Origin of the sequence: Paenibacillus artemisiicola (genome assembly GCF_017652985.1) — a bacterium.
GTDB lineage: Bacteria > Bacillota > Bacilli > Paenibacillales > Paenibacillaceae > Paenibacillus_Z > Paenibacillus_Z artemisiicola.
In genome coordinates, this window is the sequence record NZ_JAGGDJ010000008.1 from 20,943 (window position 1) to 46,997 (window position 26,055).

28 protein-coding genes are annotated in these 26,055 nt (G+C 61.1%); 23 read left to right on the forward strand and 5 right to left on the reverse strand.

Going from position 1 to position 26,055, the window contains the following annotated elements; all coding sequences use genetic code 11:
* Nucleotides 1-346 precede the first annotated feature (346 nt).
* Genes cyoE through I8J29_RS13275 form a run of 3 tightly spaced genes read left to right on the forward strand, consistent with a single transcriptional unit; the run spans nucleotide 347 to nucleotide 2,801 of the window.
* Entirely contained in the window at nucleotides 347-1,216 is an 870-nt protein-coding gene (cyoE, locus tag I8J29_RS13265) for a heme o synthase (protein WP_276316282.1), read from the forward strand.
* A 13-nt stretch (nucleotides 1,217-1,229) separates the two neighbouring features.
* Nucleotides 1,230-1,850 carry an SCO family protein gene (locus I8J29_RS13270; RefSeq protein ID WP_208848080.1) on the forward strand — a complete coding sequence of 207 codons (621 nt, stop codon included), beginning with the start codon at nucleotides 1,230-1,232 and terminating at the stop codon, nucleotides 1,848-1,850.
* Between the two features lie 6 nt (nucleotides 1,851-1,856).
* Nucleotides 1,857-2,801, forward strand: a complete 945-nt coding sequence (locus I8J29_RS13275) for an AEC family transporter (protein WP_208848081.1) — start codon at nucleotides 1,857-1,859, stop codon at nucleotides 2,799-2,801.
* An 11-nt stretch (nucleotides 2,802-2,812) separates the two neighbouring features.
* Here I8J29_RS13275 and I8J29_RS13280 read toward each other — a convergent pair whose 3' ends face one another.
* Both I8J29_RS13280 and I8J29_RS13285 read right to left on the reverse strand, forming a co-directional pair.
* Nucleotides 2,813-3,184, reverse strand: coding sequence for a toprim domain-containing protein (locus I8J29_RS13280; RefSeq protein WP_208848082.1), 372 nt, complete (start codon nucleotides 3,182-3,184; stop codon nucleotides 2,813-2,815).
* A 320-nt stretch (nucleotides 3,185-3,504) separates the two neighbouring features.
* Nucleotides 3,505-4,713, reverse strand: a complete 1,209-nt coding sequence (locus I8J29_RS13285) for an MFS transporter (protein WP_208848083.1) — start codon at nucleotides 4,711-4,713, stop codon at nucleotides 3,505-3,507.
* A gap of 163 nt (nucleotides 4,714-4,876) precedes the next feature.
* On the opposite strand from I8J29_RS13285, the gene I8J29_RS13290 reads away from it, so the two are divergent.
* From I8J29_RS13290 to I8J29_RS13350, 13 genes are all read left to right on the forward strand, one after another.
* A complete protein-coding gene (locus tag I8J29_RS13290; protein WP_208848084.1) occupies nucleotides 4,877-5,320 on the forward strand; it encodes a hypothetical protein in 444 nt (147 codons plus the stop codon).
* Between the two features lie 58 nt (nucleotides 5,321-5,378).
* Nucleotides 5,379-6,548 (forward strand): transglutaminase domain-containing protein, encoded by a 1,170-nt coding sequence (locus tag I8J29_RS13295; RefSeq protein ID WP_208848085.1) that lies wholly within the window; start codon nucleotides 5,379-5,381, stop codon nucleotides 6,546-6,548.
* A 43-nt stretch (nucleotides 6,549-6,591) separates the two neighbouring features.
* Nucleotides 6,592-8,625, forward strand: a complete 2,034-nt coding sequence (locus tag I8J29_RS13300) for a peptidoglycan D,D-transpeptidase FtsI family protein (protein WP_208848086.1) — start codon at nucleotides 6,592-6,594, stop codon at nucleotides 8,623-8,625.
* A gap of 495 nt (nucleotides 8,626-9,120) precedes the next feature.
* Entirely contained in the window at nucleotides 9,121-9,873 is a 753-nt protein-coding gene (locus tag I8J29_RS13305; protein ID WP_208848087.1) for a Cof-type HAD-IIB family hydrolase, read from the forward strand.
* A gap of 7 nt (nucleotides 9,874-9,880) precedes the next feature.
* Nucleotides 9,881-10,357 carry a DUF456 domain-containing protein gene (locus I8J29_RS13310; RefSeq protein WP_208848088.1) on the forward strand — a complete coding sequence of 159 codons (477 nt, stop codon included), beginning with the start codon at nucleotides 9,881-9,883 and terminating at the stop codon, nucleotides 10,355-10,357.
* An 18-nt stretch (nucleotides 10,358-10,375) separates the two neighbouring features.
* A complete protein-coding gene (locus I8J29_RS13315) occupies nucleotides 10,376-11,098 on the forward strand; it encodes a ThuA domain-containing protein (protein ID WP_208848089.1) in 723 nt (240 codons plus the stop codon).
* Nucleotides 11,099-11,140: 42 nt separating this feature from the next.
* The gene (locus I8J29_RS13320; RefSeq protein ID WP_208848090.1) at nucleotides 11,141-12,796 is read left to right on the forward strand and encodes a putative polysaccharide biosynthesis protein; all 1,656 of its coding nucleotides are present in this window, start codon (nucleotides 11,141-11,143) and stop codon (nucleotides 12,794-12,796) included.
* A gap of 81 nt (nucleotides 12,797-12,877) precedes the next feature.
* Nucleotides 12,878-14,455, forward strand: coding sequence for a copper amine oxidase N-terminal domain-containing protein (locus tag I8J29_RS13325; RefSeq protein ID WP_208848091.1), 1,578 nt, complete (start codon nucleotides 12,878-12,880; stop codon nucleotides 14,453-14,455).
* Nucleotides 14,456-14,535: 80 nt separating this feature from the next.
* Nucleotides 14,536-14,880 (forward strand): thioredoxin family protein, encoded by a 345-nt coding sequence (locus I8J29_RS13330; protein ID WP_090640720.1) that lies wholly within the window; start codon nucleotides 14,536-14,538, stop codon nucleotides 14,878-14,880.
* 146 nt (nucleotides 14,881-15,026) lie between these two features.
* Entirely contained in the window at nucleotides 15,027-15,959 is a 933-nt protein-coding gene (locus I8J29_RS13335) for a COX15/CtaA family protein (RefSeq protein ID WP_240546158.1), read from the forward strand.
* Nucleotides 15,956-17,722, forward strand: coding sequence for a UbiD family decarboxylase (locus tag I8J29_RS13340; RefSeq protein WP_208848092.1), 1,767 nt, complete (start codon nucleotides 15,956-15,958; stop codon nucleotides 17,720-17,722). The genes I8J29_RS13335 and I8J29_RS13340 overlap by 4 nt, the downstream gene beginning before the upstream one ends.
* 83 nt (nucleotides 17,723-17,805) lie before the next feature.
* Complete coding sequence (locus I8J29_RS13345) at nucleotides 17,806-18,537, forward strand: Cthe_2314 family HEPN domain-containing protein (protein ID WP_240546159.1); 732 nt, start codon at nucleotides 17,806-17,808, stop codon at nucleotides 18,535-18,537.
* A 30-nt stretch (nucleotides 18,538-18,567) separates the two neighbouring features.
* Complete coding sequence (locus I8J29_RS13350; RefSeq protein ID WP_208848179.1) at nucleotides 18,568-19,353, forward strand: SDR family oxidoreductase; 786 nt, start codon at nucleotides 18,568-18,570, stop codon at nucleotides 19,351-19,353.
* Between the two features lie 82 nt (nucleotides 19,354-19,435).
* Here I8J29_RS13350 and I8J29_RS13355 read toward each other — a convergent pair whose 3' ends face one another.
* The gene (locus tag I8J29_RS13355; protein WP_048744982.1) at nucleotides 19,436-19,681 is read right to left on the reverse strand and encodes a NifU family protein; all 246 of its coding nucleotides are present in this window, start codon (nucleotides 19,679-19,681) and stop codon (nucleotides 19,436-19,438) included.
* An 89-nt stretch (nucleotides 19,682-19,770) separates the two neighbouring features.
* Between I8J29_RS13355 and I8J29_RS13360 the strand changes: the two genes are divergently transcribed.
* A complete protein-coding gene (locus I8J29_RS13360; RefSeq protein ID WP_090641011.1) occupies nucleotides 19,771-20,040 on the forward strand; it encodes a YuzB family protein in 270 nt (89 codons plus the stop codon).
* A gap of 47 nt (nucleotides 20,041-20,087) precedes the next feature.
* Here the strand turns inward: I8J29_RS13360 and I8J29_RS13365 are convergent, their stop codons facing one another.
* Nucleotides 20,088-21,155 (reverse strand): NAD(P)/FAD-dependent oxidoreductase, encoded by a 1,068-nt coding sequence (locus I8J29_RS13365; RefSeq protein WP_090640725.1) that lies wholly within the window; start codon nucleotides 21,153-21,155, stop codon nucleotides 20,088-20,090.
* A 120-nt stretch (nucleotides 21,156-21,275) separates the two neighbouring features.
* Entirely contained in the window at nucleotides 21,276-22,379 is a 1,104-nt protein-coding gene (gene mqnE, locus I8J29_RS13370) for an aminofutalosine synthase MqnE (protein WP_090640726.1), read from the reverse strand.
* Between the two features lie 300 nt (nucleotides 22,380-22,679).
* Here mqnE and trhA point away from each other — a divergent pair, with 300 nt between their 5' ends.
* From trhA to I8J29_RS13400, 6 genes are all read left to right on the forward strand, one after another.
* On the forward strand, nucleotides 22,680-23,324 hold the full coding sequence (trhA, locus tag I8J29_RS13375) for a PAQR family membrane homeostasis protein TrhA (protein ID WP_208848093.1): 645 nt from the start codon (nucleotides 22,680-22,682) through the stop codon (nucleotides 23,322-23,324).
* 141 nt (nucleotides 23,325-23,465) lie between these two features.
* Nucleotides 23,466-23,825: a HesB/IscA family protein gene (locus I8J29_RS13380; RefSeq protein WP_208848094.1), complete on the forward strand. Its 360-nt coding sequence runs from the start codon at nucleotides 23,466-23,468 to the stop codon at nucleotides 23,823-23,825.
* A gap of 475 nt (nucleotides 23,826-24,300) precedes the next feature.
* The gene (locus tag I8J29_RS13385; protein WP_143088949.1) at nucleotides 24,301-24,963 is read left to right on the forward strand and encodes a hypothetical protein; all 663 of its coding nucleotides are present in this window, start codon (nucleotides 24,301-24,303) and stop codon (nucleotides 24,961-24,963) included.
* Nucleotides 24,953-25,480, forward strand: a complete 528-nt coding sequence (locus I8J29_RS13390; RefSeq protein WP_208848095.1) for an accessory gene regulator B family protein — start codon at nucleotides 24,953-24,955, stop codon at nucleotides 25,478-25,480. Before I8J29_RS13385 ends, I8J29_RS13390 begins: the two co-directional genes overlap by 11 nt.
* Nucleotides 25,477-25,605 carry a cyclic lactone autoinducer peptide gene (locus tag I8J29_RS13395; protein WP_090640732.1) on the forward strand — a complete coding sequence of 43 codons (129 nt, stop codon included), beginning with the start codon at nucleotides 25,477-25,479 and terminating at the stop codon, nucleotides 25,603-25,605. The genes I8J29_RS13390 and I8J29_RS13395 overlap by 4 nt, the downstream gene beginning before the upstream one ends.
* 2 nt (nucleotides 25,606-25,607) lie before the next feature.
* The gene (locus tag I8J29_RS13400) at nucleotides 25,608-26,006 is read left to right on the forward strand and encodes a LytTR family transcriptional regulator DNA-binding domain-containing protein (RefSeq protein ID WP_090640733.1); all 399 of its coding nucleotides are present in this window, start codon (nucleotides 25,608-25,610) and stop codon (nucleotides 26,004-26,006) included.
* Nucleotides 26,007-26,055: the final 49 nt, after the last annotated feature.

Below are 26,055 nucleotides of genomic sequence, written 5' to 3' on the forward strand. Positions count from 1 at the left end.
GACTCCGGTAGACCATCTGCTGAATCGTGCGGATGTTGCGGAGGGCCAAGCAATTGCCGGACACGCGTTCGGCTTCGGGGCGCAGAAGCCGGGCCGGCTTCGCTTCTTCCGAATCGGACTTGACGACCGCCGTCGCCGAAGCTTCCGCTTCCTTTCGTTCAGGTGGGCCATGAACCACATTGACACTGTATGGGGCTCTGGGCAAAATGGTTCCAACCGGTGTCAAATTCATGAACAGGAACCGCGAACATTGTCAAGAGCTTGTTTTTTCGGTATGATTAAAAACGATTTTAAAACATAGAAATGAGCGCCGATACGACGCTCATCGGGATCGGAAGCGGGGAGGCTGGCTGTGCTTAAAGATTATGTGGCCCTGACAAAACCGAGCATCATTCGCTTAAACGCGATCGCGGCTTTCGGCGGGTTCTGGGTCGCTTCCAAATGGGATATCGATTGGCTGCTGCTGCTGTACATGCTCATCGGTTCGGCTCTGACGATGGCATCGGCGTGCGTGATTAATAACTATTGGGACCGCGAGTTGGACACGAAGATGGAGCGGACGAAGAACCGCGCCCTGCCCGCGAAACGGCTCAATCCGACCGGGGTGCTCGTCTACGGCATCGTGCTCGGCGTTATCGGCGTGACGGTGCTGTTCACGCTGGTGAATCCGCTCACGGGCTGGCTCGGCCTGCTCGGCCTGTTCGTGTACGTCGTCATCTACACGATGTGGCTCAAGCGGACGTCGACGTGGAGCACGTCCATCGGCGGGATCTCCGGCGCGATGCCGCCGGTCATCGGCTACTGCGCGGTCACGGGCGTCGTCGACGCAGGCGCGTGGATCTTGTTCGCCCTGCTGTTTCTGTGGCAGCCGGCGCATTTCTGGTCGCTCGCCATCCGGCGGGTGGAGGAATACCGCGCGGCGGGCTTCCCGCTGTTGCCCGTCGTGAAGGGCATTCCGCGGACGAAGCTGCAGATGCTGCCTTACGTCGTGCTGCTCATTCCGACGGGGATTTTCATGTTCGCTTACGACTACGTCGGCTACACGTTCCTCGTTATTTCGCTGCTCGGCGGGCTGCTCTGGCTCGTGCACACGATCATGGGCGTGCGGGCCGGCGACACCACCAAGTGGGCGAAGACGAACTTTTTCATTTCCATTAACTATCTGATGGTCGTGTTCCTGATCATGATCGCGGATACGAATGGAGCGATCGGTTAGGGGGAGACGCTTTATGCGCGTCATGCGCAAGTATGGATTCGCGATCGCGGTGCTCGCGCTTTGCGCCGCGATGGGCCTTTATTTGTATCTTTCATCCACGAAAGGCAGCGCCGTCAACCTGGACCAGAACCTCAAGGCGCCGAGCTTCGCGCTGACGGATCTGGACAATAATCAGGTGACGCTGGCGGACACGAACGGCAAGGTCAGGGTGATCTACTTCTTCTACGCCAACTGCCCGGACATTTGCCCGCCGACCACCTACCTGATGACGCAGGTGCAGGACAAGCTGAAGGACAAGGGGACGTTCGGCAAGGACGTCGAGTTCATGTGGGTGACGTTCGATCCGAAGCGGGACACGACGGAAGCGCTGAAGACGTATGCGAGCAAGTTCGACATCGACGCCGGCGGCTGGAAATTCCTGCGCGAGGACAGCGAGGAAGACACGGAGAAGCTGATGAAGGATTTCGGCTTGGGGCTGGCGAAGGATCCGAGCACGAACCTGTTCACGCATTCGGACGTGATTACGTTCGTCGACCGCGAAGGCGTGGTGCGCAAGTACTTGACGGGTTCCATCGACGAAACGCAGAACGCGGACAAAATCGTGGACGTCATCGACGCGCTGGTCAAGAAATAAGCGCCTATGACCATATTTCTCTCCATATTGTGGAACAACGTAATCCCGCTGTCAGTCATGATCGCTTTAGGCATCACGCTGCATCGGGTTTTTTCTTTGGACATCAAAACGTTGTCGAAGCTCAACTTTTATCTGTTCTCTCCGGCCGTCATATTTAATTTATTGTATACGACGGACATTACGGTGTCCGTGCTGCTGAAGGTGCTGCTGTTCTTCTTCGTCTTCATGCTCCTGCTCTACGGCTGCGTGGAAGTCATGATCCGGCTCCGGGGCACGCCGGGCGGCATGCGGGGAGCGGTCCGCAACAGCGTCCTGTTCTACAACAGCGCGAATTACGGCATTCCGCTCAACCAGCTCGCGTTCGCTTCGAACCCGTACACGCTGTCCGTGCAGGTGCTGATCATGATGATGCAGTCGCTCATCCCGAATACATACGGCATCTACAACGTCAACGCGCATAAGCTGCGGGCGAAGGACATCCGCCGCACCATACTCGGCCAGCCCGTCATCTACGCGATTCCGCTCGGCTTCCTGTTCCATACGCTGCAGGTCCCCATTCCGCAGGCGCTGTCTACGCCGCTCGGCTATTTGGCAAACGCCTTCATCGGGACGGCGCTCATCACGCTCGGCGTGCAGCTCGGCAGCATAAAGCTGACGTTCCGCCATCCGAAGATGAAGGACGTGCTGCTCGCTTGCGGCCTTCGGCTGATCGGGGGCCCGCTGCTCGCGCTGGCGGTCGTCTGGCTGATGCGGACGAACGGCTTCACGGCCGTCGACGCCTTGATGGCGAAGGCGCTCATCGTGTCCTCGTCCGTTCCGACCTCGCTGTCCAGCGTGCTGCTCGCCGTCGAATTCGACAACGAGCCGGAGTTCGCGTCGCAGGTCGTGCTGCTGTCGGCGACGCTCAGCATCGCGACGGTAACGGCCGTGATTTATTTCCTCCGCATCTGACGGCGGGGCGGTCAAATGCCGTCCTCCTTCGACCATATGGCGCCGCTCTCGGGCGGGTACTCGATATACGCTTCGAGGCCCGCCTTTTCCAATTGTTCGATCAAGTACTCTTCCGGCGTCTTCTCCACGCCGGGATAGCCGCGCCGGGTATGGATGTGCCCGGCGTCGGGGAAGGCGTCGCGCAGCATGCCGCGGATGCGCCGTCCGGACGAGTCGTTGTCGGTAAAAATGTAGATCTGTTTGTCGCCGGCTTCGCGGCGGAGCTTGTCGATTTGCAGCGCGCCCGGCGTGCCGTGGGTGCACAGGATGGGCACGTCCGCGTTCAGGACGCGCCGCAGCCGGCTGCGGTCGTTTTTGCCTTCCACGATCAGGGCGATGTCCATGGCGTTCACCTCTTACCGCCATCTTACCGCATTTGCGCCGGAAACGGAAAGACGGCCCGCCGTCGTCCGGCGAGCCGTCTATTCACGTCGAATTGGTCCTAGCAGAAGCAGCCGCTGAATACGATTACGAGCAGGATGAAGAGTACGAGGATAATGCCGATATGACCGAAGCCGTGATGGCCGTGGATTCCCTCTACGGACATTGTGAGTCACCCCTCTTTCGCCTATGGAGGACTAAGGCGTCTGGCGTTCTGCGCGAAGCATCACTGCCGCTTGCCACACAGTACTATATGCCCCGGAGTGACAACAGCCCTGTGCGCTTACCCAGAATGCGAAAAATGGGCGTCGGCGCGGTCTCGGGTGCGCGGGGTGTCGGCGTAGAAGGGCAGCACGGACACGGCGATCATGAGTCCGACGAACGCGATGTAGTACGGCGAGACGAAATCGCGCAGCTGGCCCGCCAGCATCGGGCCGAGGAAGGCGCCGACGGAGAAGGCGATGGACAGGATGGAGAACACGCGGCCGTATCGCTCGCCGCCGCTGCGCTCGATCAGCAGGGAAGACAGCGCGGGAAAGATGACGCCCTTGGCCATGCCGAGGACGAACAGCAGCGCGTAGAACGGGATCGGCACGCCCGCGGCGATCGCGAAATAAGCGAGCGCGAGCAGGAAGGCGCCCCACAGCGAACGCTGAAACGGCGAGCGCCTGTTCAGGAACAGCATGCTGAGCGTGAACAGCGCGCCGAGGCTGACGATGGAGAAGAGGAGTCCCGTCGTCATCATGCCTTCCTTGGTCGTCGACATGAGCGGCAGCTCGAAGGACAGGATGCCTTGGGCGCAGCTCATGGCGACGGGCAGCAGGAAGATGAGCCACGGAACGGCCGGCGTCTTCCCGCTCTTCTTCGCCGCTTCGCCGCGCATGCCGATCGCTTCCGCGCCGGCCTTCGCCTGCGCGCCGCCGGACAACGGAACGGCCATCTGCGCCGGAACGTCGCGAATGAAGAAGAGCGCGCAGGTCGCCGTGACGATCAGAATCCAGCCGAGCACGTTGAAGGCCGTCGTGAAGCCGATCTGCGCCACGAGGTAAGCGCCCGCGGCCGGCGAGACGACGGAGGCGAGGGTGTGGATGAAGCCGTTGCCGGCCATCAGCTTGCGCTGCCGGATGCGGCTCGTGGCGATCCGCGCGAGCAGCGACATGCAGGCGGGCGAGAGGAACGCCAGCACGAAGCCGCTGACGGAACGAAGCGTCAGCAGCTGCCACGGATTCGTCACGTGGGATTGCAGGAGCAGGATGGCGCCGGCGGCCCCGAGGCTGAAGACGATGAACAACCGGCTTCCGAACCGGTCGACGCCGACGCCCGCGATCAGATTGCCGGGCAGATGGGTGATGGAATACAGCCCCATCATCAGGCCGATGAACGACGGCGCGGCCCCGAGCGACACGGCGAACGGGGTCAGGATCGGATATTGGGCGTGCAGGTCGAAGAACGCGACGAACAGAAACAGGTACAGCCAGATGGCGGTTCTCATAACGCGATCACTCCTTCGGGGCGGACAAACCGATTGTTACTACTTGTACGCGGCCCGGGGCCGGGATATGTCTGGGCTTGGGGCCGGTTTACGCTCCCAGGGTCCTCGGGTATAATGGTTGGTAGAATGACCTATGGGCGGTATAATGGAGGCGTGCGCGCAAATGAGCTTTGACTTTAACTACGATACGGATACATGGGTGCAGTTTTTCAAAGACAACTGGCTGATGCTCGTCATCGCGCTCGTCGTGCTGTTCCTCGTCCTCCGGATCGTGAAGACGGTCGTGAAGTGGCTGATCGTCGTCGCGATTCTCGCGGGCGTCGTCATCTACAGCGGCTACTCGCTGGAGGACGTCAAGTCCATCGGCACGAAGGTGGCGGACGGCGTGAAGCAGGAAGCGATCTCGGCCATGGCGGGCGAGGCGAAGGACGCGACCTATACGGATAACGGGGACGGCACGTTCACGGTGAAGACGAAAAACTTGGAGCTGGACGGCAAACCGGGCGACGACGAAGTGGAAGTCTCGTTCCGCGGGACCTCGCTCGGCAAATGGAAAATCGACGCGACGATCCGGACGCTGATCGACCAGGCGAAACAAAACGTCTGATTCGCCGGCCGATTTGGCCGCGAGACGCGTCAAACTGAAATTCAAAGGAGGCCTCATCATGCATTCATGGGTTCAAACCCTGCTCAAACCGGAACCGGTTGCGCTCATGGTGGCGCTCATCCTGCTTGTTTCCCTGATATCGGGCATGCGAAGAGGTGCGTCGGGTTCCGCGAAGCACCTTTTCTTTTTTGTCTGGCAGGCGATCGCGGTCATCGTGTCGCTCGTGCTGGCCGGCCGGGGGGCCGTCTATCTGTCTCCGCTCGTCCGGGACTGGCTGGCGGCGCGGGACATCGCCGTGCCGAAGGAAGACCTGGGCGCGCTGAAGCAGTTTTGGTACACGGCCGTCACCAGCCTGCGCGACTTCGAGCTGCTGCGCTTCGGCGTGCTGTTCCTGCTCTTATATATCGTGATGCGAGTGGTCATTAACGCGCTGGAGCCGGTGCTGTTCGGCCTGCTGGACGCCGTGCTGCCGGCGCGCGGCCGCGACGGGCGCGGACGCGGCGGTTCGCCGCTGATCGCCGGGACGGCGAGCCGGACGACGGGGGCGCTGATCGGCGCGCTGCTCGGCGGCGGCCGCGCGTTCATCCTGATGGCTTGCCTGTTCGTCTACGTATCCGTGCTGCCGAACGCGTTCGGCACGGACATCATCCGCGCTTCCGCGCTGTACAATAAAACGGCGTCGGAGCTGCTCGATCCCGTCGCCGGCGACGTGCTGAAGCGCGGGCCGGTCATCACGCAGGCGGTGGAAGCCGAATTCCGCCGGGTGCTGGAGCGCAAGTACGAAGTGATCGACGCGGCGATCCCGCCGGATATCGGCGCGGCGGCCGCCGCGGTGACCAAGGGCGACAAGTCCGACGAGCAGAAGGCGCGCGCGCTGTACGACTGGGTCGGCACGCGGATCGCCTACGACTGGGACAAGGCGGACAATTACGTCGAGCGGGGCGTATGGAAGGAACAAGCGCCGGAGGATACGTTCAAGACGCGCAAAGGCGTCTGCATCGACGTGGCGCGGCTGTACGCGGTCATGGCCCGATCCGTCGGGCTCGACGTGCGCGTCGTGACCGGCGTCGGCATGACGGGCGACGGCGGCTACGGCCCGCACGCGTGGAACGAAGTGAAGCTGGCGGACGGCGGCGGCGCCTGGATCCCGCTCGACGCGACCTGGGCCTCGTCCGGCGATTGGTTCAACCCGCCGGGCTTCGACAAGACGCATATCCGCGAGGCGTAAGGAAGTCAAGCGGGAATAATGGATAGGAAAGGGGTCCAAGCACGTGGAAGACGATCCGCAAAAGCGGGAGATCGCGAGACGCCGACATTTTGCGTTCCGGCTGAACTTATTCTTTTTCGCCACGTTTTTTCTGTTCAGCGTCCTGATCGTCCGGCTGGCGATTCTGCAGTTCGTCGAAGGCCCGTCGCTTCGCGAGGAAGAGGAGAAGCGGGGCTCCACGAAGGTGCTGATCCCGCCGATCCGGGGCAACATCTACGATTCGGGCGGCAAGGCGATCGCGTATTCGACCTCGACGCAGTCGCTGTATTACAGCATCGAGCCGGGCGAGAAGAAGGAAGACTCCATCGCGACCGCCCGGCAGCTCTATTACGTGTTCCAGCAGCACGGAGATCCGAAGGCCGCCGTGTCGCTCGAACAGATCGTCAAGAACATGGACCTGGACTACAAGAAGAACACGGTGTCCGTGCCCCGGCGCATCAAGAGCGGCCTGACGCCCGACGAGATCGCCTATTTCCTCGAGAACCGCGACCTGTTCCAAGGCATCGACATCGTCGAGGAAAGCATCCGGCACTACGACACGACCAACACGGCCGTCCAGCTCGTCGGCTACTTGAAGAAGTTCGGCGGCGGCGCCGAGAACGGGCTGTACAAGGACAAGGCGAAGACCGACGATCCGCGGCTGAAGTATCTGCAGCAGGAGGACGTCGGCTATGACGGCATCGAGTACATGTACCAGGACGTGCTGCGCGGCAAGAACGGGCTGAAGGTGTACCCCGTCAACGCGGCGAGCCGCATCATCGGGCCGCCGGTCGTGACGAAGCCGGACAAAGGCGACAATATTTATTTAACCGTCAACCGGCAGGTGCAGGAGACGACGGAGAAGGCGATCATGGATCAGCTGCATTATCTTCGGACGACGCCGACGGATAAGCGGGCGCCGAACGCCAAGACCGGGTACGCCGTCGCGATGGAAGTGAAGACCGGCAAAGTGATCGCCATGGCGAGCATGCCGGATTACGACCCGAACATCTGGGAAGGCGGCAGCATCAGCACCGACGATTACAACGCGATCAAGTACGTGCTGCAGAACGGCGCCGTCAGTCCGGTCATCGGGCCGTACGACGATCCGAAGGAGCAGCGCAAGCATCCGTCGTCCATCGTCTTCCTCGGCTCGACCCAGAAGCCGCTGTCCGTGCTGATCGGGCTGAACGAGAAGCTGTTCACGACGAGCAGCACGTATACCGATACGGGTTCGTTCTACTACGGGAAGGAAGGCTCAACGCGCCGCCGGATCGGCAACGCCAAGGGGCATGCGTACGGCACGCTGGACCCGTCATCCGCGATCTCCCATTCGTCCAACCCGTTCATGGCCAAGATGGTCGGCGACGCGCTATACCGGAAGGATCCGAAGAACGGCGTGGAGATCTGGGATAAATACGTGAAGCAGTTCGGCCTCGGCGTGGAGACGGGAAGCGGGCTGCCGAACGAAAGCAAGGGCGTCATCGGCTACTTCCACGAGAAAGAAGCGGCGAGCTCGCAGTCCGCGCTCATCCTCGCGTCGTTCGGGCAGATGGGACGCTACACGACGCTCCAGCTCGCCCAATACGCGGCGACGCTGGCAAGCCACGGCAAGCGGATGAAGCCGCAGTTCGTGAAAGAGATCCGCGACACGGACGGAAACGTCGTGCAGGGCTACAAGCCGGAAGTGCTGAACGAGATCCATTTCCCGGATGCCTACTGGAAGGAAATCGAAGCCGGCATGCTGAAGGTCAGCGTCAAGGAATTCAACGAAGCGCCGTACAAGGTGCTGCGCAAAACGGGGACGTCCCAGCAGCAGGTGAGCGGCAAGACGGTCGAGAATTCCGTCTTTATCGCGTCCGCGCCCGCCGACGATCCCGTCATCGCCGTCGCCGTGGTCATTCCGGAAGGCGGCTTCGGCGCGGACGGCGCCGCGCCGGTCGCGCGCAAAATCTTGGACGCGTACAACGACTACATCGGCTTCGACGGCGTGCCGAAGAAGCCGGCCGGCTCGCCGTCGGGCGGCACGGCGGGCGGTTCCGCCGGCGGCAGCCCGTGACCGGGCGGTCCGAACGTTCCGGCGGGCGAGCGAGGCAGACCCCGGAACGCGACCGGAATCTTGGGCTGAAAGCAAGCCGATCGCAACGAAGAAGCGCCCCGCGGGCGGAAGACGCCGCCGCGGGGCGTTTTTTTGCCGCTGCGGCTCGTCCCGTTGTTGCACCACGGCAACAGTGTTGCATAAGCTAAACCATAAGCGCTTTCGCGAAGGAGGAACTGCCCATGAAAGGACGTATGCGCAAGCACGCCGCGATCCGCCGGCTCCTGTACGCCGTGCTGTTTCTGGCCGGGACGCTTCTGGGCGCGTGAGGATGGCGGCCGGAACGGGATGCGCCGAACGAGGCGGATATGCGGCTCGCGCCGCGGATTATAGCCATGTCAAGCCGGGCCGCGTCTCGCGGCCTTTTTGTCCGCTGGCGGTTTGGATTCTACCCATTCTGTGCTAAAATTGCTTCTAGCGGGCTGCCGCAGGCGCAGCTTGGCAAGGAGGCCAGCAATGGGAGCAATCAAATTCGTCGCGCTCGACATGGACGGAACGCTGCTGAACGACCGGCAGGAAATCAGCAAAGAAAACGCGAAATGGATTCGGAAAGCGCTGGATGCCGGCGTCGTCGTCAGCTTCGCGACGGGGCGGGGCTATCAGGGCGCGCTGCCGTACGCGGAACAGCTGGATTTGCAAACCCCGATGATCACCGTCAACGGGAGCGAAATATGGACGCGCCCGGGCGTCCTGCATCGGCGGACGCTGATGGCGCTGCCCGTGCTGAAGCGGCTGCACGAGCTCGCGCTCCGGCATGAGGACGTCTGGTACTGGGCGTACTCGACGATGGGCGTGTTCAACAAGGAGAACTGGAGCGAGCTCGGGGGGGACTACGCGTCCCAGCACTGGCTCAAGTTCGGTTATTACACGGAAGATCCGCCGATGCTGAAGGCGATTCTGGACGAGACGTCCGCATGGGGCGGCCTCGAGATCACGAATTCGTCGCCGTCCAACCTGGAGCTTAATCCGGAAGGCGTGACCAAGGCGGCGGCCATCCGCGAGGTATGCGGCCTGCTCGGCATCGACATGTCCCAAGTGGCCGCCATGGGCGACAGCCTGAACGATATCGCGATGATCCGCGAAGCGGGCCTCGGGGTCGCGATGGGCAACGCGCAGGACGAAGTGAAGGCGGCGGCGGACGTCGTGAACGTGACGAACGAAGAGGACGCCGTCGCGCGGCTGTTGCAAGACTACGTGCTGAAAGGGTGAACCCGGCATGGAAATCGCAGGCTGGATCCTAGTCATCGCTTTGTTCGTCGTCGGCATGGCCGGCGCGGTCTTTCCGATCCTTCCGGGAGCGCTGGCGATTTACGCCGCGTTCTTCGTCTACGGGTTTTTCATCTCGTTCTCGCCGTTCGGCTTCTGGTTCTGGACGATCCAGACGCTGATCGTCATCGTCCTGTTCGTCGCGGACTACGCGGTCAGCGCCTGGGGCGTAAAGAAGTACGGCGGCTCGCGCGCGTCCGTGATCGGCAGCACGATCGGCGTCCTGGTCGGCCCGTTCGTCATCCCGGCGTTCGGGCTCATTCTCGGCCCGCTGATCGGCGCCGTGGCCGGCGAGCTGTTCACGGGCGCGGGCTTCGAGAAGTCGCTCAAGGCGGGACTGGGGGCGGTCGTCGGCTTGTTCACGAGCACGGTCGTCAAGTTCATCCTGCAGGGCGCCATGATTTTGGCATTCTTCATTTGGATTTAATACGAGGAGGCAGTCGAGATGATCAAGGTTACCGTTTGGAACGAATTTTTGCACGAGCACATTCATGAGGAAGTGAAGGCCGTTTATCCGGACGGCATTCACGAGGCGCTGAAGGCGGGCATCGGCACGGACGGCTTCGAGGTCGCCACGGCGACGCTGGATCAGCCGGAGCACGGGCTGACGGAAGAGAAGCTCGCGAACACCGACGTGCTCGTCTGGTGGGGGCACATGGGCCACGACAAAGTGGACGACGCGATCGTCGAGCGCGTGCACGCGCGCGTCATGGAAGGCATGGGGCTCGTCGTGCTGCACTCCGGCCATTTCTCCAAAATTTTCAAGAAGCTGATGGGGACGGGCTGCGACCTGAAATGGCGCGAAGCGAACGAGAAGGAGCGCATCTGGACGGTCAACCCGGCGCATCCGATCGCGGCGGGGCTGCCGGAGCAGTTCGTGCTGGACCACGAGGAAATGTACGGCGAGCACTTCGACATTCCGGCGCCGGACGAGCTGGTGTTCGTGAGCTGGTTCGAGGGCGGCGAGGTGTTCCGCAGCGGCTGCACCTGGTTCCGCGGCCAAGGCAAAGTGTTCTATTTCCGTCCGGGCCACGAGACGTTCCCGACTTACTACAATCCGAACGTGCTGCAGGTCATCCGCAACGGCGTCCGCTGGGCGGCTCCTTCGGGCGCGGCCAAGCCGGTCCGCGGCAACCACCAGCCGCTCGAGGTCATCAAATCGAAATAAGCGCCGGACGACAGCTTCGGACTAGGAGACGAATAGCGGCTCATGGTTAAAAAGGACTCATTGATCAAAGGCACGATCATTCTCGCGGCGGCGGCGCTGGTGGCCCGGTTTCTCGGGATTTTCCAGCGCATTCCGCTCGATTATATGACGGACAGCCACGGCGGCGGGTATTTTACCGTCGCCAATAACATTTATCTCATGCTGCTCATCGTCGCGACCGGCGGCATTCCGAGCGCGATCAGCAAGATGGTGTCGGAGCGGTACGCGCTCGGCCGGCCCGACGAGGCGCGGCGCATCTACAAGGCGGCGCTGCTGTTCGGCGCCGTGACGGGCGTGCTCATCACGGTGCTGCTGCTCGTCTTCGCGCCGTTTTACGCGACGCATATCGCCGAGAAGCCGGGCGCCGACCTCGCGGTGCGCGCCATCGCGCCGGCGCTGCTCTTCTTCCCCGTCATCGCGATGATGCGGGGCTATTTCCAGGGCCGGCAGTTCATGGCGGCCGGGGGCATCTCCCAGATCGTCGAGCAGATTCTGCGGGTCATCACGGCCGTCGGCTTGGCGTACCTCGCGCTCGCGATGGACTGGGGCCAAAGCTGGATCGCCGCCGCGGCCACGTTCGGCAGCGTGTTCGGCAGCGTCGGCGCGTTCGCCGTCATGCTGTCGTACGCCCGCAAGCTGAAGCGGCAGGACGCGAAGGACGCGGCGAGCGCGGGCGCTGCGCCGCGCCGGGCGGGCCGTTCCGTCCTGTCGTTCGGCGCCATCTACCGGGAGCTCTTCAAAATTTCGGTGCCGATCGTCATTACGTCGATGACGGTGCAGTTCATTTATTTCTTCGACACGTCGTTCTTCATGAAGCTGACGCACGGCTATTACGCCGCCGCGGACGCGGACCAGATGCTCGACTGGCTGGGCGTGAAGGCGCAGGCGCTGGCCGGCATACCGCCGATTCTCGCGATCGCCCTCAGCCAATCGATGATTCCGATCATCTCGTCGGCCTACAAGGTGAAGAACATGAAGGAAGTGGAGCGCCAGGCGTCGCTCGTCATGCGGATCGTCGTCTTCACCGGCGTGCCGGTGTCGCTGATCATGACGGTGGCCGCGTTGTCCATCACCGGCCTGCTCTTCTCCAATACCGGGGGCAGCGGCGCCGTCGCGGCGCTGACCGCGGGCACGATCTTCCAGATCACGATGATGACGAGCAATACCGTGCTCACGAGCATGAACAAGCCGCGGCTGCCGATGCGGCACGCCTTGATCGGCATCGTCGTGAAGGTCGCGACGAGTCTGATCCTGGCCCCGCTGCTCGGCGTGTACGGCATTATTCTGTCGTCCACGATCTGCTTCATGGCGATCGCGTCGCTCAACTTCCGGCAGATCCGCAAGGAGATCCGGCTGAACATCCTCGGCACGCGCTGGGCGGGCTATGCGCTGACGATCGCGATCGCTTCCGGCGCGGGCTGGCTCGTCGATTACGCGTGCAGAACCTATATCGGCGGCACGGGCATTCCGGTCAAGATCACGTACGCGTTCTCCTGCATCGCCGCGGGCGTCGTCTCGCTCGGCCTGTACGTCGCGCTGCTGATTCTGCTCAAGGTCGTCACGCACGAGGACGTGCAGCAGTTTCCGGGCGCGCTGCGCCGGCTGTTGAGCCCGCTCATGCGGCTCGCGGGGCGGCGCGGACCGGAATCTAGCAGATAACTCTTAACTTTCCAATAATCCCCTTATCATGGTAGAATAGGCCGTAGCCTTTTTACCTATGAAAGGGGATTTTATTCGTTTATGAAATCATGGATCCTGCGCAAGAAAGCTCTGGGATTGCTGCTGCTTTCGCTGGTCGTGCTCGTCGTGGCGGGCTGCCAGGCGGTGGGCGGCGTCGACCTCAACGCGATGCTGAAGCAAGCGGTTAAAGTGACGGCCTACGAGGGCAACGAATCGGTAGAGTTCAAGCTGCTGATGAAGGACGGCGCGGCCGACATGCTGGCGGGCGAAGAGGCGGAGCTGCTGAAGCTGGTCTCCGACGTCAAGCTGACGCTGACCGACGTGAAGACGAGCGAGAAGGACGGCATGTCCGCTACGGGCAATCTCGCGCTCGGCGCCAAGAACATCGGGTTCGCGCTGAAAATGAACGACGAGGTCGCGGAGCTCGATCTGGAAGGCGCCAAGCAGCCGATTCTTCTGCCGCTGTCGGAAGGCGGCCCGGCCGTTCCTGCCGGCGCGTCCGACGCCGACGCGGCCACGTTGACGGAAGCCGGCAAAGCGGTCATCGACGCCGTGAGCGGCTACGCGATCGACAACCTGCCGAACCCGTCCCATCTGAGCGTGACGCCGGGCCAAGAGACGGTCAACGGGGAATCCGTGACCGGGATGAGCGTCCATGCCGATCTGACCGGCAAGGAGCTGTGGAACTGGCTGAAGTCGTACCTCGACGCGCTGATCGCCGACAAGGAAGGCTTGAAAGCGATGCTGAAGGGCCTGCTCGAAGCGGTGCAAAGCCAGGAAGGCGCCATCGCGGCGTCCCCGGCCGAAGAGCTGTTCGGCTCGCTGCCGGAGGAGGACAACCTCGACGAAGCGGCCGACCAGATTTATGAGGCGCTGACGCAGCTAAAAGCCGAGCTGGCGAAAGCCGAAACGGAAGAAGCCGACGCGCTGAACAGCGTGTTCAACGACGGCACGTACGTGAAGGGCGACGTCTTCATCGACGGCAAGCTCGACATTCGCAAAGCCGTGCTCGAAGCCGGCGTCAAGCTGACGGACTCGGCGGCCGCCGAGAATGAAGAAGAGGACATGGGAATGGACGCCATGATGCCGTTCGAGGGCATCCAGCTGAAGATTGCGTCGGACCGTTGGAACGTCAACGGCGACGTGAAGCCGCTGCAGCCGTCGACCGGCAAGCCGGCGTTGAACGCCAACGCGCTGATGTCGATGCAGGGCTACGAAGTGCTTCGCCAGTTCGAGCCGAACTCCGTCGTCTACGACCTGCTGCGCAACCAGGCGCACATCAGCCGCCAGACGGTCATCATGAGCGCGGACTACAGCAGCAGCGCGCCGATCATCACGCCGAGCGGCATCACGATCGTACCGCTGCGCTACACGGCCCAGTCGTTCGGCGCGACGCTCGCGAAGTCGGGCGGCTCGTTGATCGTCAAGGACGGCGCGACGAACGCGACGATCGGCTTGAAAAACGGCAGCGGCAATGCCATTATTAACGGTAAGACGGTCAAATGGAGCTTCCCGACGACCGTCGTGAACGGCGTGACCTACGTGCCGGCGCGCGATTTCGCGAAAGCGTTCGGCGCCGAGATCCGCTGGGAGAACATGTTCGGAACCAAAGTGCTGATCATGAACCGCGAGCCTTAAGCCGCGAATCGCGATCCGCGTCCGTCCCCGTTCTCCCCGGCATCGCCAACGGAGGAGCGCCACGAAAGGAGAGGGATACGATGGAACGCATTTCGACGGAAGCGGCTTTCCGCGAAGCGATACAAGCGGACGGCGTGACGGTCGCCGTGTTCAAGGCGACCTGGTGCAAGGACTGCCATTTCATTGAACCGTTCATGCCGGAGGTGGAGGCCGCGTACGGCGGCCGGATCCGCTTCCTGGAGATCGACCGCGACGACATGGCCGATCTGTGCAGCGAGCTGAACATCCTGGGCATTCCGAGCTTCATCGCCTTCCGGAACGGCGCCGAGCTCGTCCGTTTCGTAAGCAAGCTCCGCAAAGACCGGGCCGAGATCGAGCAGTTCCTCGACCGTGCCCTGCAAGTATCCGAAGCGCTGGCGAATTGATCGCCGAATGCGCGAAAAGCCCGCCGCGGCGGCCGTAATCGGCCGTCCGGCGGGCTTTTTTTCGGCGCGCCGGCGTTCACAGTTTGAACATGGTATTTGTCGAATTTGTTCGCTATAATGGGAGTTGATTCTTAGGAAGCAAGGTGATGAAGTTGAATGATACCCGCTATCGCGTGCTTGCCATCCTGACATGCATCGGCATGTTTCTCGTGCTGATCGCCGGCGCATTGGTCACGAATACGGACTCGGGCCGCGGCTGCGGCACGGATTGGCCGCTGTGCAACGGCAAGTTCGTTCCGGCGTACACGGTCGAGTCGTTGATCGAATATTCCCACCGCGTCATCAGCGGCGGCGTCGGCCTGCTCGTACTGGCGACGTTCATCGCGACGCTCATGCTGTACCGCAACGACAAGGAGCCGATCTATTATTCGGCAGGCGCGGGTCTCTTCACGGTGCTGCAGGCGCTGCTCGGCGCCGCCGCCGTCGTCTGGCCGACGACCCCCGCGGTGCTGGCGCTCCATTTCGGCATATCGATTCTCGCGTTCATGTTTACGCTGCTGCTCGTCATCTGGTCGTACCGCAAGAAGCACGGGACGCTGGCGGACAAGCCGTCCAGAGCGCTTCCTCAGGCGGTCTTTTGGTTTTCATTGCTGATTCTCGCATATACGTATTTCGTTATTTATTTGGGCGCGTACATCCGCCATACGGAATCGTCCGGCGGCTGCGTCGGCTGGCCGCTGTGCAACGGCGAGCTCGTGCCGAATTTGGAAGGCGCGACGTTCTACGTGTTCATGCACCGCGTCGGCGCCGCGGTTCTGCTGCTCGTCATCGGCGCCTTGATGCTGTATGTCAATCGGGTGTGCACCGATCGGGGCATGCGCCGGTCGATGACGGCGACGTTCGTGCTCGTGTGCTGCCAAGTGCTGAGCGGCGCGCTGCTGACGGTGACGCTGCGCAACGAAGACTGGTTCGTCTTCACGAGCATTTTGCACAATATGATCGTATCGGGGTTGTTCGGCATCCTGAGCGATTTCATGATCCGGGCTTGGAAATGGCGCGAAGGGCGGTTGCAGGCATGAGTTTTACCGATTTGCGAGGCTTGATCGAGACGCTGCGGCGCGAGGGCGACCTTGCCGTCATCGAGGCGCAGGTCGATCCGTACTTGGAGCTGGCGGAGATTCACCGCCGGGTCATCGACGAAGGCGGACCGGCGCTGCTCTTCACGAACGTCAAGGGGAGCCCGTTCCCCGTCGTCACGAATCTGTTCGGCACCGTGCGCCGCGTGGATCTTGCCTTCGGCCCGCGGCCGGAGGCGTTCATGAAGCAGGCGATCGGCGCGATGGACCGGCTGCTGCCGCCGTCGCCGAAAGCGCTCTGGGGCGAGCGCAATTTGATTTGGGATGCCCTGAAGGTGGGCATGAAGGAAGTACCGGCGAACGCGGCCCCGATACTGGGCGCGGTGCGGCGAGAGCGGCCGCTGGAAGGCTTGCCCGTGCTGACGAGCTGGCAGCTGGACGGCGGCCCTTTCGTCACGCTGCCGCTCGTCTACACGGAGCATCCGGAGCATCGCGGCCAGCACAACCTCGGCATGTACCGGATGCAGATTTTCGACCATTCGACGACGGGCATGCACTGGCAAATCCATAAAGGCGGCGGCTTCCACTACCATGAAGCGGAGAAGCGCAACGAGGCGCTGCCGGTATCCGTCTTCCTCGGCGGGCCGCCGGCTCTGATCGCCTCGGCCATCGCGCCGGTGCCGGAGCATCTGCCGGAGCTGCTGCTGGCGTCGCTGATCATCGGCGGCAAGCTGCAGGTCGTGCAGGATCCGTACGGCCGGCACCGCATCCCGGCGCAGGCGGAATTCGTGCTGAGCGGAAAGGTCGAGCCGCATGCGCTGCGTCCGGAAGGCCCGTTCGGCGACCATTACGGCTATTACTCGTGGACGCATGATTTTCCGGTGTTCGACGTCAGCCATATGTGGCACCGGAAGGACGCGATCTACCCGGCGACGATCGTCGGCAAGCCGCGCCAAGAGGACTACTACTTGGGCGACTTCCTGCAGCGTCTGCTTTCGCCCGCGTTTCCGCTCGCGATGCCCGGCGTCAAGGAGCTGTGGACATACGCGGAGACGGGCTTCCACGCGCTCGCTGCGGCCGTCGTGCGCGAGAGCTATTCCCGGGAAGCGCTCGGCACCGCGTTCCGCATCCTGGGCGAAGGCCAGCTGACGCTGACCAAATATCTGATGATCACCGACCGGCCGATCGACCTCGCCGATTTCCCGCGGCTTATGGAAACCGTGCTCGAGCGCTTCCGGCCGGAAACCGACTTGTTCGTCTTCGACAAGACGTCCCATGATACGCTGGATTACACCGGCGGCAAGCTGAACCACGGCAGCAAAGCCGTCATGCTCGGCGTCGGCGAGCCGGTGCGGGAGCTGCCGGCAACCTACGAAGAAGGGCCGATCGACGAAGTCGCGGATGCCCGCCCGTACTGCCGCGGCTGTCTCGTCGTCTCCGGCGCCTCGTACGAGCGGGAGCCGGAGCTGGCGGTCCGGCTGCTTAAGCGGCTGCGCGAGCGCGGCACGGCTTGGCCGCTCGTCATCCTGGCCGACGACGCGTCGATCGCCGAGGCGCAGACGCCGTTCCTATGGACGGTGTTCACGCGGTTCAACCCCGCGGACGACATCTACGCGGAGACGAAGCTGAACCGGCACCACGTCGGGTACGACCTGCCGCTCGTCATCGACGCGCGCATGAAGCCGGGCTATCCCGACGAGCTCGTGCCGCGCGAGGACGTCGTGAAGCTGGTCGACGAGAGATGGCATTCGTATTTCAAACGCTAAGCGCGTATACTGGTCTAGAAGCCGTTGACGGCTCGGTCGCGCCGCCGCGCCGCACATCCGTGCAGGCGCCGGCGGTTCGCCCCATGGCCGAGGATGGAGGAACGAAGACGATGCTCCGCATCTTGTTTGGCGAACCCCCGCGCAAGGACGAGGGCAAGCTGCTCGAGGCGTTTCAAGCGATGGAGCGGTTCGCCGCCCTGCTGCACGAACGCATCGAGCGCGGCTTGGATCCCGACCATAAACTGCGCAAATACGAAATTTACACGCTTGGGCTGATCTCGTCGCTGGACGAGCTGGAGCAAAGCACCTACGCGGCGTCCAAGTACGCGGCGATGGTGAGCTCCGCGACGCACGAAGGCATGACGGAAGAGGAGCAGGTCAACTACAGCCGGTACGTCTACTTCGACAAGAACGCGTTCATTCGCCTCTTCTCGCTGCTCGACAAGCTCGGCACGCTGATGAACGACTATCTTCATTTGGAGACCGAGCGAACCAAGCCGCATTTTTCGTATTTCACGGTGCTCCGCCGGATGCGGGAACGGCTGCCCGACGCCGAATTGACGGCTAAGCTGCTGGCCTTGAAGGAGAACGGCAAGGAGTCGATGAACCGGCTGCGGAAACGGCGCAACATGGAGATCCATTTCATGAATTCCGAAATGCAGGACGATCTGCAGCAGAACCACGAAGCGTACTTCGAGCAGCACCGCCTCGAAAATTTATCGCAGCAGACGCAGGACCTTGCGCAAATGATGGACCTGGTGCTGGACACGCTTAAGCTGACCTTTCATCATGCCTACAGCCAGATCAAGCATTGAATTGAACTGACCTGGGAGGGTGCTATGGAGCTGAGAGGAAGAACGGCCCTGATTACCGGAAGCGCCAAAGGCTTGGGCAAAATGACGGCGCTTACGCTGGCCGCGATGGGCTGCGACATCGTGCTCAATTACGTGAACAGCGAGCGGGAAGCAAACGAACTGGCCGGAGAGATTCAACGGCTGCATGCGGTCAGGGCAACCGCGGTTCGCGCGGATATCGCCGTGCAGAGCGAGGTCGAAGCCTTGGCCGCGCAGGCGCTGTCGTGGTCCCGGACCGGCACCGTGGATATTCTGATCAACAACGCGGGCCCGTTCATTCGCGAACGCCGGCTCTTCGCCGATTACGGCCCGGCGTCCATCACGGGCCTCGTCAACGGCAATCTGCTCGGCGTGATGCTGCTCGATCACCATGTGCTGCCGGGGATGCGCAGCAGACAGTGGGGGCGCGTCATTCACTTCGGCTTCGGCCATGCGGGGGAGGGACGCGCCTGGCCGCACCGGGCGGTGTATGCGGCGGCGAAGACCGGCCTCGTCTCGTTCACGAAGACGCTCGCCGTCGAAGAGGGCGCGAACGGCATTACGGTGCATATGGTCTGCCCCGGCGATATTCGCGGCCTCAACAAGGAGCGCACGATCGCCGAGGTGGCGGGCGAGCGGGACGAGGAGTCGCCCCGCGGCCGTCCGGGCAGCGGCGAGGACATCGCGCGGGTCATCGCGTTCCTGTGCCTCCCGCAGTCGGACTACATGACCGGCAACATCGTCGACGTGACGGGCGGCTTCGACCCCATCAAGACGACGATCAAATCCAATGCATAACGAGCGCCGATCGGCGCGCAACAAAAAGCGTCTTGCCGCCGGCAAGACGCTTTCAGGTTTAAATGGGGCAAGAAGCGCAAGCTTAGAATACTTGCATAACCTCTTGAACGCCTTCGACTTCCTCGAGCAGAGCGCGTTCGATGCCCGCTTTCAGCGTAATCGTCGAACTCGGGCAGCTCCCGCAGGCGCCCATCAAGCGAAGCTTGACGATGCCGTCTTCGACATCGACGAGTTCAACGTCGCCGCCGTCGCGCTGCAAGAACGGGCGAAGCTTATCGAGCACGTCGAGTACTTCGTCATACATGGTGCTTTGTGCGTTTTCGCTCATTGCAATCCACTCCTTTCTCCCCTATTATAGTACAAAGCGATGCAATTGAAAATGGATATCAGTAACTAGAGGTCAGGTGATTCATCATGTTGAAACCCATCATCGAATTTTGCGCGAGCAATATGCATCACGGCACGGATAAGCTAATGAAGAAGCTTGAAGCCGATCCGGATATAGAAGTCATTGAATACGGCTGCCTCGGCAACTGCGGCGAATGTTATCTTGCGCCGTTCGGCATGGTCAACGGCACGATCGTGTCCGCGGATACCGTCGAAGAGCTGGAAACGAAAATGATGGATGAGATCGAAGAACAGCAAGCCGTGCAAGAAGCGCTGGATCGGATCATTGACGATCTGTGAAGACCGCCCTCGCGAACCGAACACCTTCTTACGCGCATTTCCATAGGTTAACCGAAATGATGCTTGGACATCCACAAGACGCCGCTCTTGACGAGCCGCGGCACGCGTCCGAGCATCGTCGCGCGGCCCATGAGGCCGAAGCCGTCTTTCTTGCCAAGGGAGCCAAGCGTGCCTTTCAGCTTGATCTTGCCGAGCTTCGGCGTCTTGCCGGTCCAGATCGCCTGCATGACTTCGGCGACTTGCTTGCCTTGGCCCTCGGCGGCCTGGGCGCTCGGCGAGAACGGCAGGGAGGCGCAGTCGCCGACGATGAATACGTCGTTGTAATCCGGCAGCTGGTGGTGTTCGTTGATGATGAGCCGGCCTTGGTTATCCTTCGGCAGGTTCATGCGCTGCACGAGCGCCACGGGCTGAATGCCCGCTGTCCATACCGTCACGTCGGACAGAATCGGGCTCGTGCTGTTGGCGTCGTACAGGACGCCGTCTTCGAGCTTGTGCAGGGACACATGGCCGCGCATCTCCACTTCGTGCTCGATAAACCAGGAGGAGACGTATTCCTGCAGCTTGCCCGGGAACGCGGAGAGAATGCTCGGACCGCGGTCGATGATGCGGATGTTCAGGTCCGGCCGGCTTTCGCGCAGCTCCGCGGCGACTTCCACGCCGCTCAGGCCCCCGCCTACGATGGACACTTGGCCGTATGGCTTAACGTCGTTCAGCGCCATGTAGGTTTTGCGGGACGACGCCATCGTTTGAATGCTGTTGGAATGCAGCTCCGCGCCTTCGATGCCGTGGTACTTGTCCGTGCAGCCGAGCGCGACGACGAGCCAGTCGTAGGACAGCGGCTCTTGGCCGGCCATGACGATGTGCTTCTCGTCCAGATTGATGTCCGTCACTTCGCCGTAGGTCACGATCAGCCGCGGATCCGACGGGAACGCCACCCGGAGGTCGACTTCCGGCGACGTGCCGGCGACCAGCGCGTAATATTCCGTCTTCAAGCCTTGGAACGGCATCCGGTCGATCAGGACGACGACCGTATCGTCGGGAAGCTCGCCTTCGAGCAGCGCGTGCGCCACCGTCAGACCGCCGTAGCCGCCGCCGAGAATTACGAATCTTTTCATAATAAATCCCAACTTTCTATAGATGCGATAGTACTGCCGATTCGGATTTGTCATGTAGTATGCACACGACAGACCTTCGCAATGAGAGGTCCTCGTCGCGAAGGTCATGGGAATGACTGCTTATTCGTACACTTTGACTTCGTTGTAGAAGGTGTCGCGTTCCACGGGAATGCGGCCCGCGCCTTTGATGAGCCAGATCAGGTCTTCGCGGGTGATGCCTTCCGGCGTCAGCGCGCCCGCCGCGTGGCTGATCCGCTCTTTGACCATCGTGCCGTGAACGTCGGAGGCGCCCATCGTCAGCGCGACTTGGGTCAGCTGCGTGCCGATGTTGATGAAGTACGCTTTGATATGCTGGAAGTTATCCAGCATCAGCCGGCTGATCGCGATCGCCTTCAGGTCCTCGAACGCGGAATTGCGGCGGCGAATGCTGGCCTTCGGGCTGATCGGCTGCATGGACAGCGGAATGAACACTTGGAATCCGTTCGTCTCGTCCTGCAGCTCGCGAAGCTGAAGCATGTGGTTGATGCGGTCTTCCTTCTTCTCGACGGAGCCGTACAGCATCGTCGTATGCGTGCGCAGGCCGAGATTATGCGCCGTGCGGTGCACCTCGAGGTATTGCGAGACGTCGGCTTTGTCGACGCGCATTTTTTTGCGATACTCGTCGGACAAGATTTCCGCGCCGCCGCCGGTCAAGCTTTGCAGGCCGGCCGCGATCAGTTCCTGCAGCACTTCTTTGTAGGTGAGTCCGCTGATCCGGGAGAAGAAGTCGATTTCCGCGGCCGTGTAGGCTTTCAGCGCGACCTCCGGAAACCGCTCGTTCAGCGCCTTCAGCGAATCCACGTAGTATTGGAACGGCACGTGCGGATTATGGCCGCCGACGATGTGGAACTCCCTGACGTCGGGATGAATATGCTGTTCCACATAGGCGATCATCTCGGGTCCGCTCAACGTGTAGGCGCCTTCGTCGCCCTGATCCTTGCGGAAATTGCAGAACGCGCAGTGCGCTTCGCACACGTTCGTGAAATACAAGCTCATATTTTCGATGAAATAGACCTTGCGGCCGTTCTTCTTGAGGTTGACCTCGTTGGCCATCATGCCGATCGTGAGCAGGTCGTCGGAGCGATACATGAACTCCCCGTCTTCCCGGCTCAGCCGTTCGCCGGAACGAACCTTCTCCACGATGGCCTGCATCTGTTTGTCTGCTGTCGGTATTGCCACATTCATGACGGCTTCCTCCTAAGTCCGCCGGGCACGCGTATTGTTGCAGGTCCGGTGAATGGTATAAAGAACAGAAACGACTTTGTGAAAAAAATTACTTATTCTTTCCCCAAAAAACCATTGAAACAACTTTCCTTATTATAAACCTCATCACATCGGGCGGCAACCATTAACTCGTGGCAGCGCGGCAAAGAGCTGGAAAGCCCGTCCTTGCCGAACTCCGGCGGATTTTGTACCGGACGGCGAATTCGCGTACAATGAAGGCAGGGAACCGAACAAGCCCGCAACGCGGAAAAGAGGGATGAAATGGCAAACACATACACCTATACCCGCAAAGAAGAGGCGGTAAACGCGATCACCCACGGCATCGGAGCGGTGCTCAGCATCGCGGCGCTCGTGCTGCTGATCGTCTTCGCGGCGCTGAAGGGAAACGCGGAGCACGTCGTCAGCTTTACCGTTTACGGGTCCATGATGCTTATGCTCTACGTGGCGTCCACGCTCGTGCACAGCTTTCCGGAGGGCAGGGCCAAGCAGGTGTTCGAAATCATGGACCATGCCTGCATCTATTTGTTCATCGCCGGCACGTACACGCCGATCGCGCTGCACGTCGTCCAAGGCGCCGCCGGCTGGACGCTGCTGGGCATCGTCTGGGGACTCGCGTTCTGCGGCGTCGTGTTCAAAGTGTTTTACGCATCCAAGTTTCTGTTCACGTCGACGTTGGTCTACCTCCTGATGGGGTGGATGATCGTCTTCGCCTGGGGCTCGCTGCGGGCGAATTTGGCCGCGGACGGTTTGCATCTGCTCATCGCGGGCGGGCTGCTGTACACGGTCGGCACGGTTTTCTACGTATGGCGCAGCTTCAAGCATCATCACGCGGTCTGGCATCTGTTCGTGCTCGGCGGGTCCGTACTCCACTTCTTCGCGATCATGCTCTACGTCCTGCCGCGATAACGGCAGGAAGCGGCCGGGTTGTCCGGCGGAAGCGCCCGAAACCGAGCCGTATGCTTATTGAGTCCCGGCGGGAAGTGCAGTATACTGATTACTATAGAAACGTAAGTAGGTTTGCGGAGACTGACCCTAGGAGGGATTACGATGATTCATATCAGCGAAACGGCCAACGGGAAAATCAAAGAAATGCTGGAAGCCGAAGCTTCGCCGGAGCTCTTCCTGCGCGTCGGCGTGAAAGAAGGCGGCTGCAGCGGGTTTTCTTACAGCATGGGCTTCGACGACGAGCAGGCCGATACCGATAAAGCGATGGAACTGAACGGCTTGAAGGTCGTCGTGGACGAAGGCAGCGTCAAATACTTGAACGGCCTCGAAATCGACTTCAAGGAATCCGCCATGGGCGGAGGCTTCACCATAACCAATCCGAACGCGACGGCGACATGCGGCTGCGGTTCTTCGTTCCGCACGGCGACGGAAGCGGGCAACCCTTCGGCGGAACCTTGCTGATCGGGCGCCTTTGGCGGACGGAAAGCCGGCAACGGTAAGGGTTCGTAGGCAGGAAGGCTCCCGTGGCGGGAGCCTTTTTCTTGTGCCCGCGGACGCGCCGGGCCGGGGGCGGCCAGACAAAAAAGTTATTATTTAGTAAATGAAACATCTCTGTTATACTGAAAAAAATGCTAGTGACAAATTACTCATATCAGGATAGAACTTTGTTGCTAGATCGCTTATTATTAAGGTAGACATGGGGCGAGGCCGCCAAAAAGCAGCGGCAAACGGGGCCGCGCCGCCAGTATGCGACAATCGCGGAAGGCGATGAAACGCCCCGGGATCCCAAGCGGGACAAGCATTGCGCCGCATTGGCGCTTCGCGGTTGCCGGGCGACGGCGCACGCAACAGACCCGTCCGGCGGCGTTGGCGGCGAATCGGCATCGAACCAGCGAGCGGAATGTTGTTTAGTAGAAGGCGGAGGACGAAGACTATCATGAATTATGCACTGTTCTTATTAGGCTCTTTAATCGAGTATTGCACAACATTCGTTCTGATGTTCGCTTTATTCCGTTTCCCGCTCCGGGGCATCTTGACCCAAATCGTCATCATCGCCTTCATGATGAGTCATTTCTCCTACATAACGCGGCATTACACGGAGATCAACAGTTACTCTTCCTATCTGCAGCTGGTGCTATTGATCATCGTGACCTGGGCGGTATTCCGCGTGCCGCCGTTCTATTCCTTCATTATGAACGGGGCAGGCTTCATCAGCTTGTTCGCGGCGCAGGGCATTACGATTTTCTTGATCGTCCTGACGGGCACCCCGTTCGCCCACATTACCAAGGATCCGGAAATCATCTTCGCCACGCAGCTGCTCTCCGGCATCATCCTGGTTGCCGTAAGCCGGTTCATCGTCATCAAAAACTGGGGGTTCGATTACGTCCCCGCCTCGCACCGGGTCTACATCGAATTCAACCGGACCAACTCGGCCCTATTTGCCGTAATCGCTTCGAGCATCGTCATCGCGCTCGTCGCGGGCATCGCGCTGAAGGGCAATTTGGAGAAATACATCGTCGTCGCGGGAACGACGTTCCTTTGCTCGATTCCCGTATTCCTTTACTACAGCAGAAGGAAGGATGTCGAGGATGCTCGATAAACTCGCCGTCGGCCTGCACGACCGGATGGTTGCCGCAGGCGTGGAAAAAGCGCCGTCCGCGGCGGTCATCAAATACGCGTTCGATATCCTGACGAATACGTTATCCGCCGCCGTCGCCGCGCTGATCATCGGCGCGTTCACTGGCGAGTTCCGAAGCACGTGCTTCGCGCTGCTCGTGCTGGCCGTCATCCGCTACATGTCGGGCGGCTATCACCTGAGATCCAGTCTGCTGTGCGCGACCGTTTCCACGCTGACCCTCGCCGCGATTCCGCACGTTCCCGTCGCGGACGCATGGATGCCTTACCTCACGGGCTTCGCGGTCATCATGATGCTGATTTTCGCTCCCGCGAATTACGATACCTACGCCACGCTGCCCGCCCGTTATTACCCGCTGCTCAAAGTCCTTTCGGCGTTATTCGCCGCTTCGAACTTTCTCGTTCACTCCGATATCATGACGGTCGTCATCGTCTTGCAATCGATTCTTCTCTTATTTAAGGAAGGAGGTGAAGCAGAATGAAGAAGAACGCGTACCGTTTGCTCGGCGTCGTCATCGCCGGCGTCGCCACGATGTTCGTCACGACGGGCTCTTATGTCATTTTTCACAAGCCAAGAATCCCGGCTGAGCTCAGAAAGCAGGTGTAAGCATGCTGATTCCGCTGGTCAAACGCTATAATAAGAAAGATTTCGATATCGTATACGTCCACCGCAACGACGTACTGCTCATGCACAGCAACTACGGTCAGATCAATTACCAGCACAAGGACGGGACGATTCTGAATCCGCTCTCCACGTTTGAGGAGCATGAACGCTTTCTGACGCAGGACAAGTTTGCCAGAGTCGACCGCTGCTACGTCGTCAACATGGACCGCGTCGAGTTTTTCGACGAGGAACGGCAGCGGGTGTTCTTCGATCCGGAACCGGTCGGCAAGACCGCGCCCAGCGCTCCGGTATCGTTCTCCCGCATGGACACGGTCAAGGACGTCCGCCGCGGCAGCGCGAACGGAAGCTCCGTCCAAAACGGGAATGCTCAGTTCTCGCGATAAGCAGTACCTGGCTTTCCTGCCGAAGGAAAGCTTTTTTATTTGCCCGCCT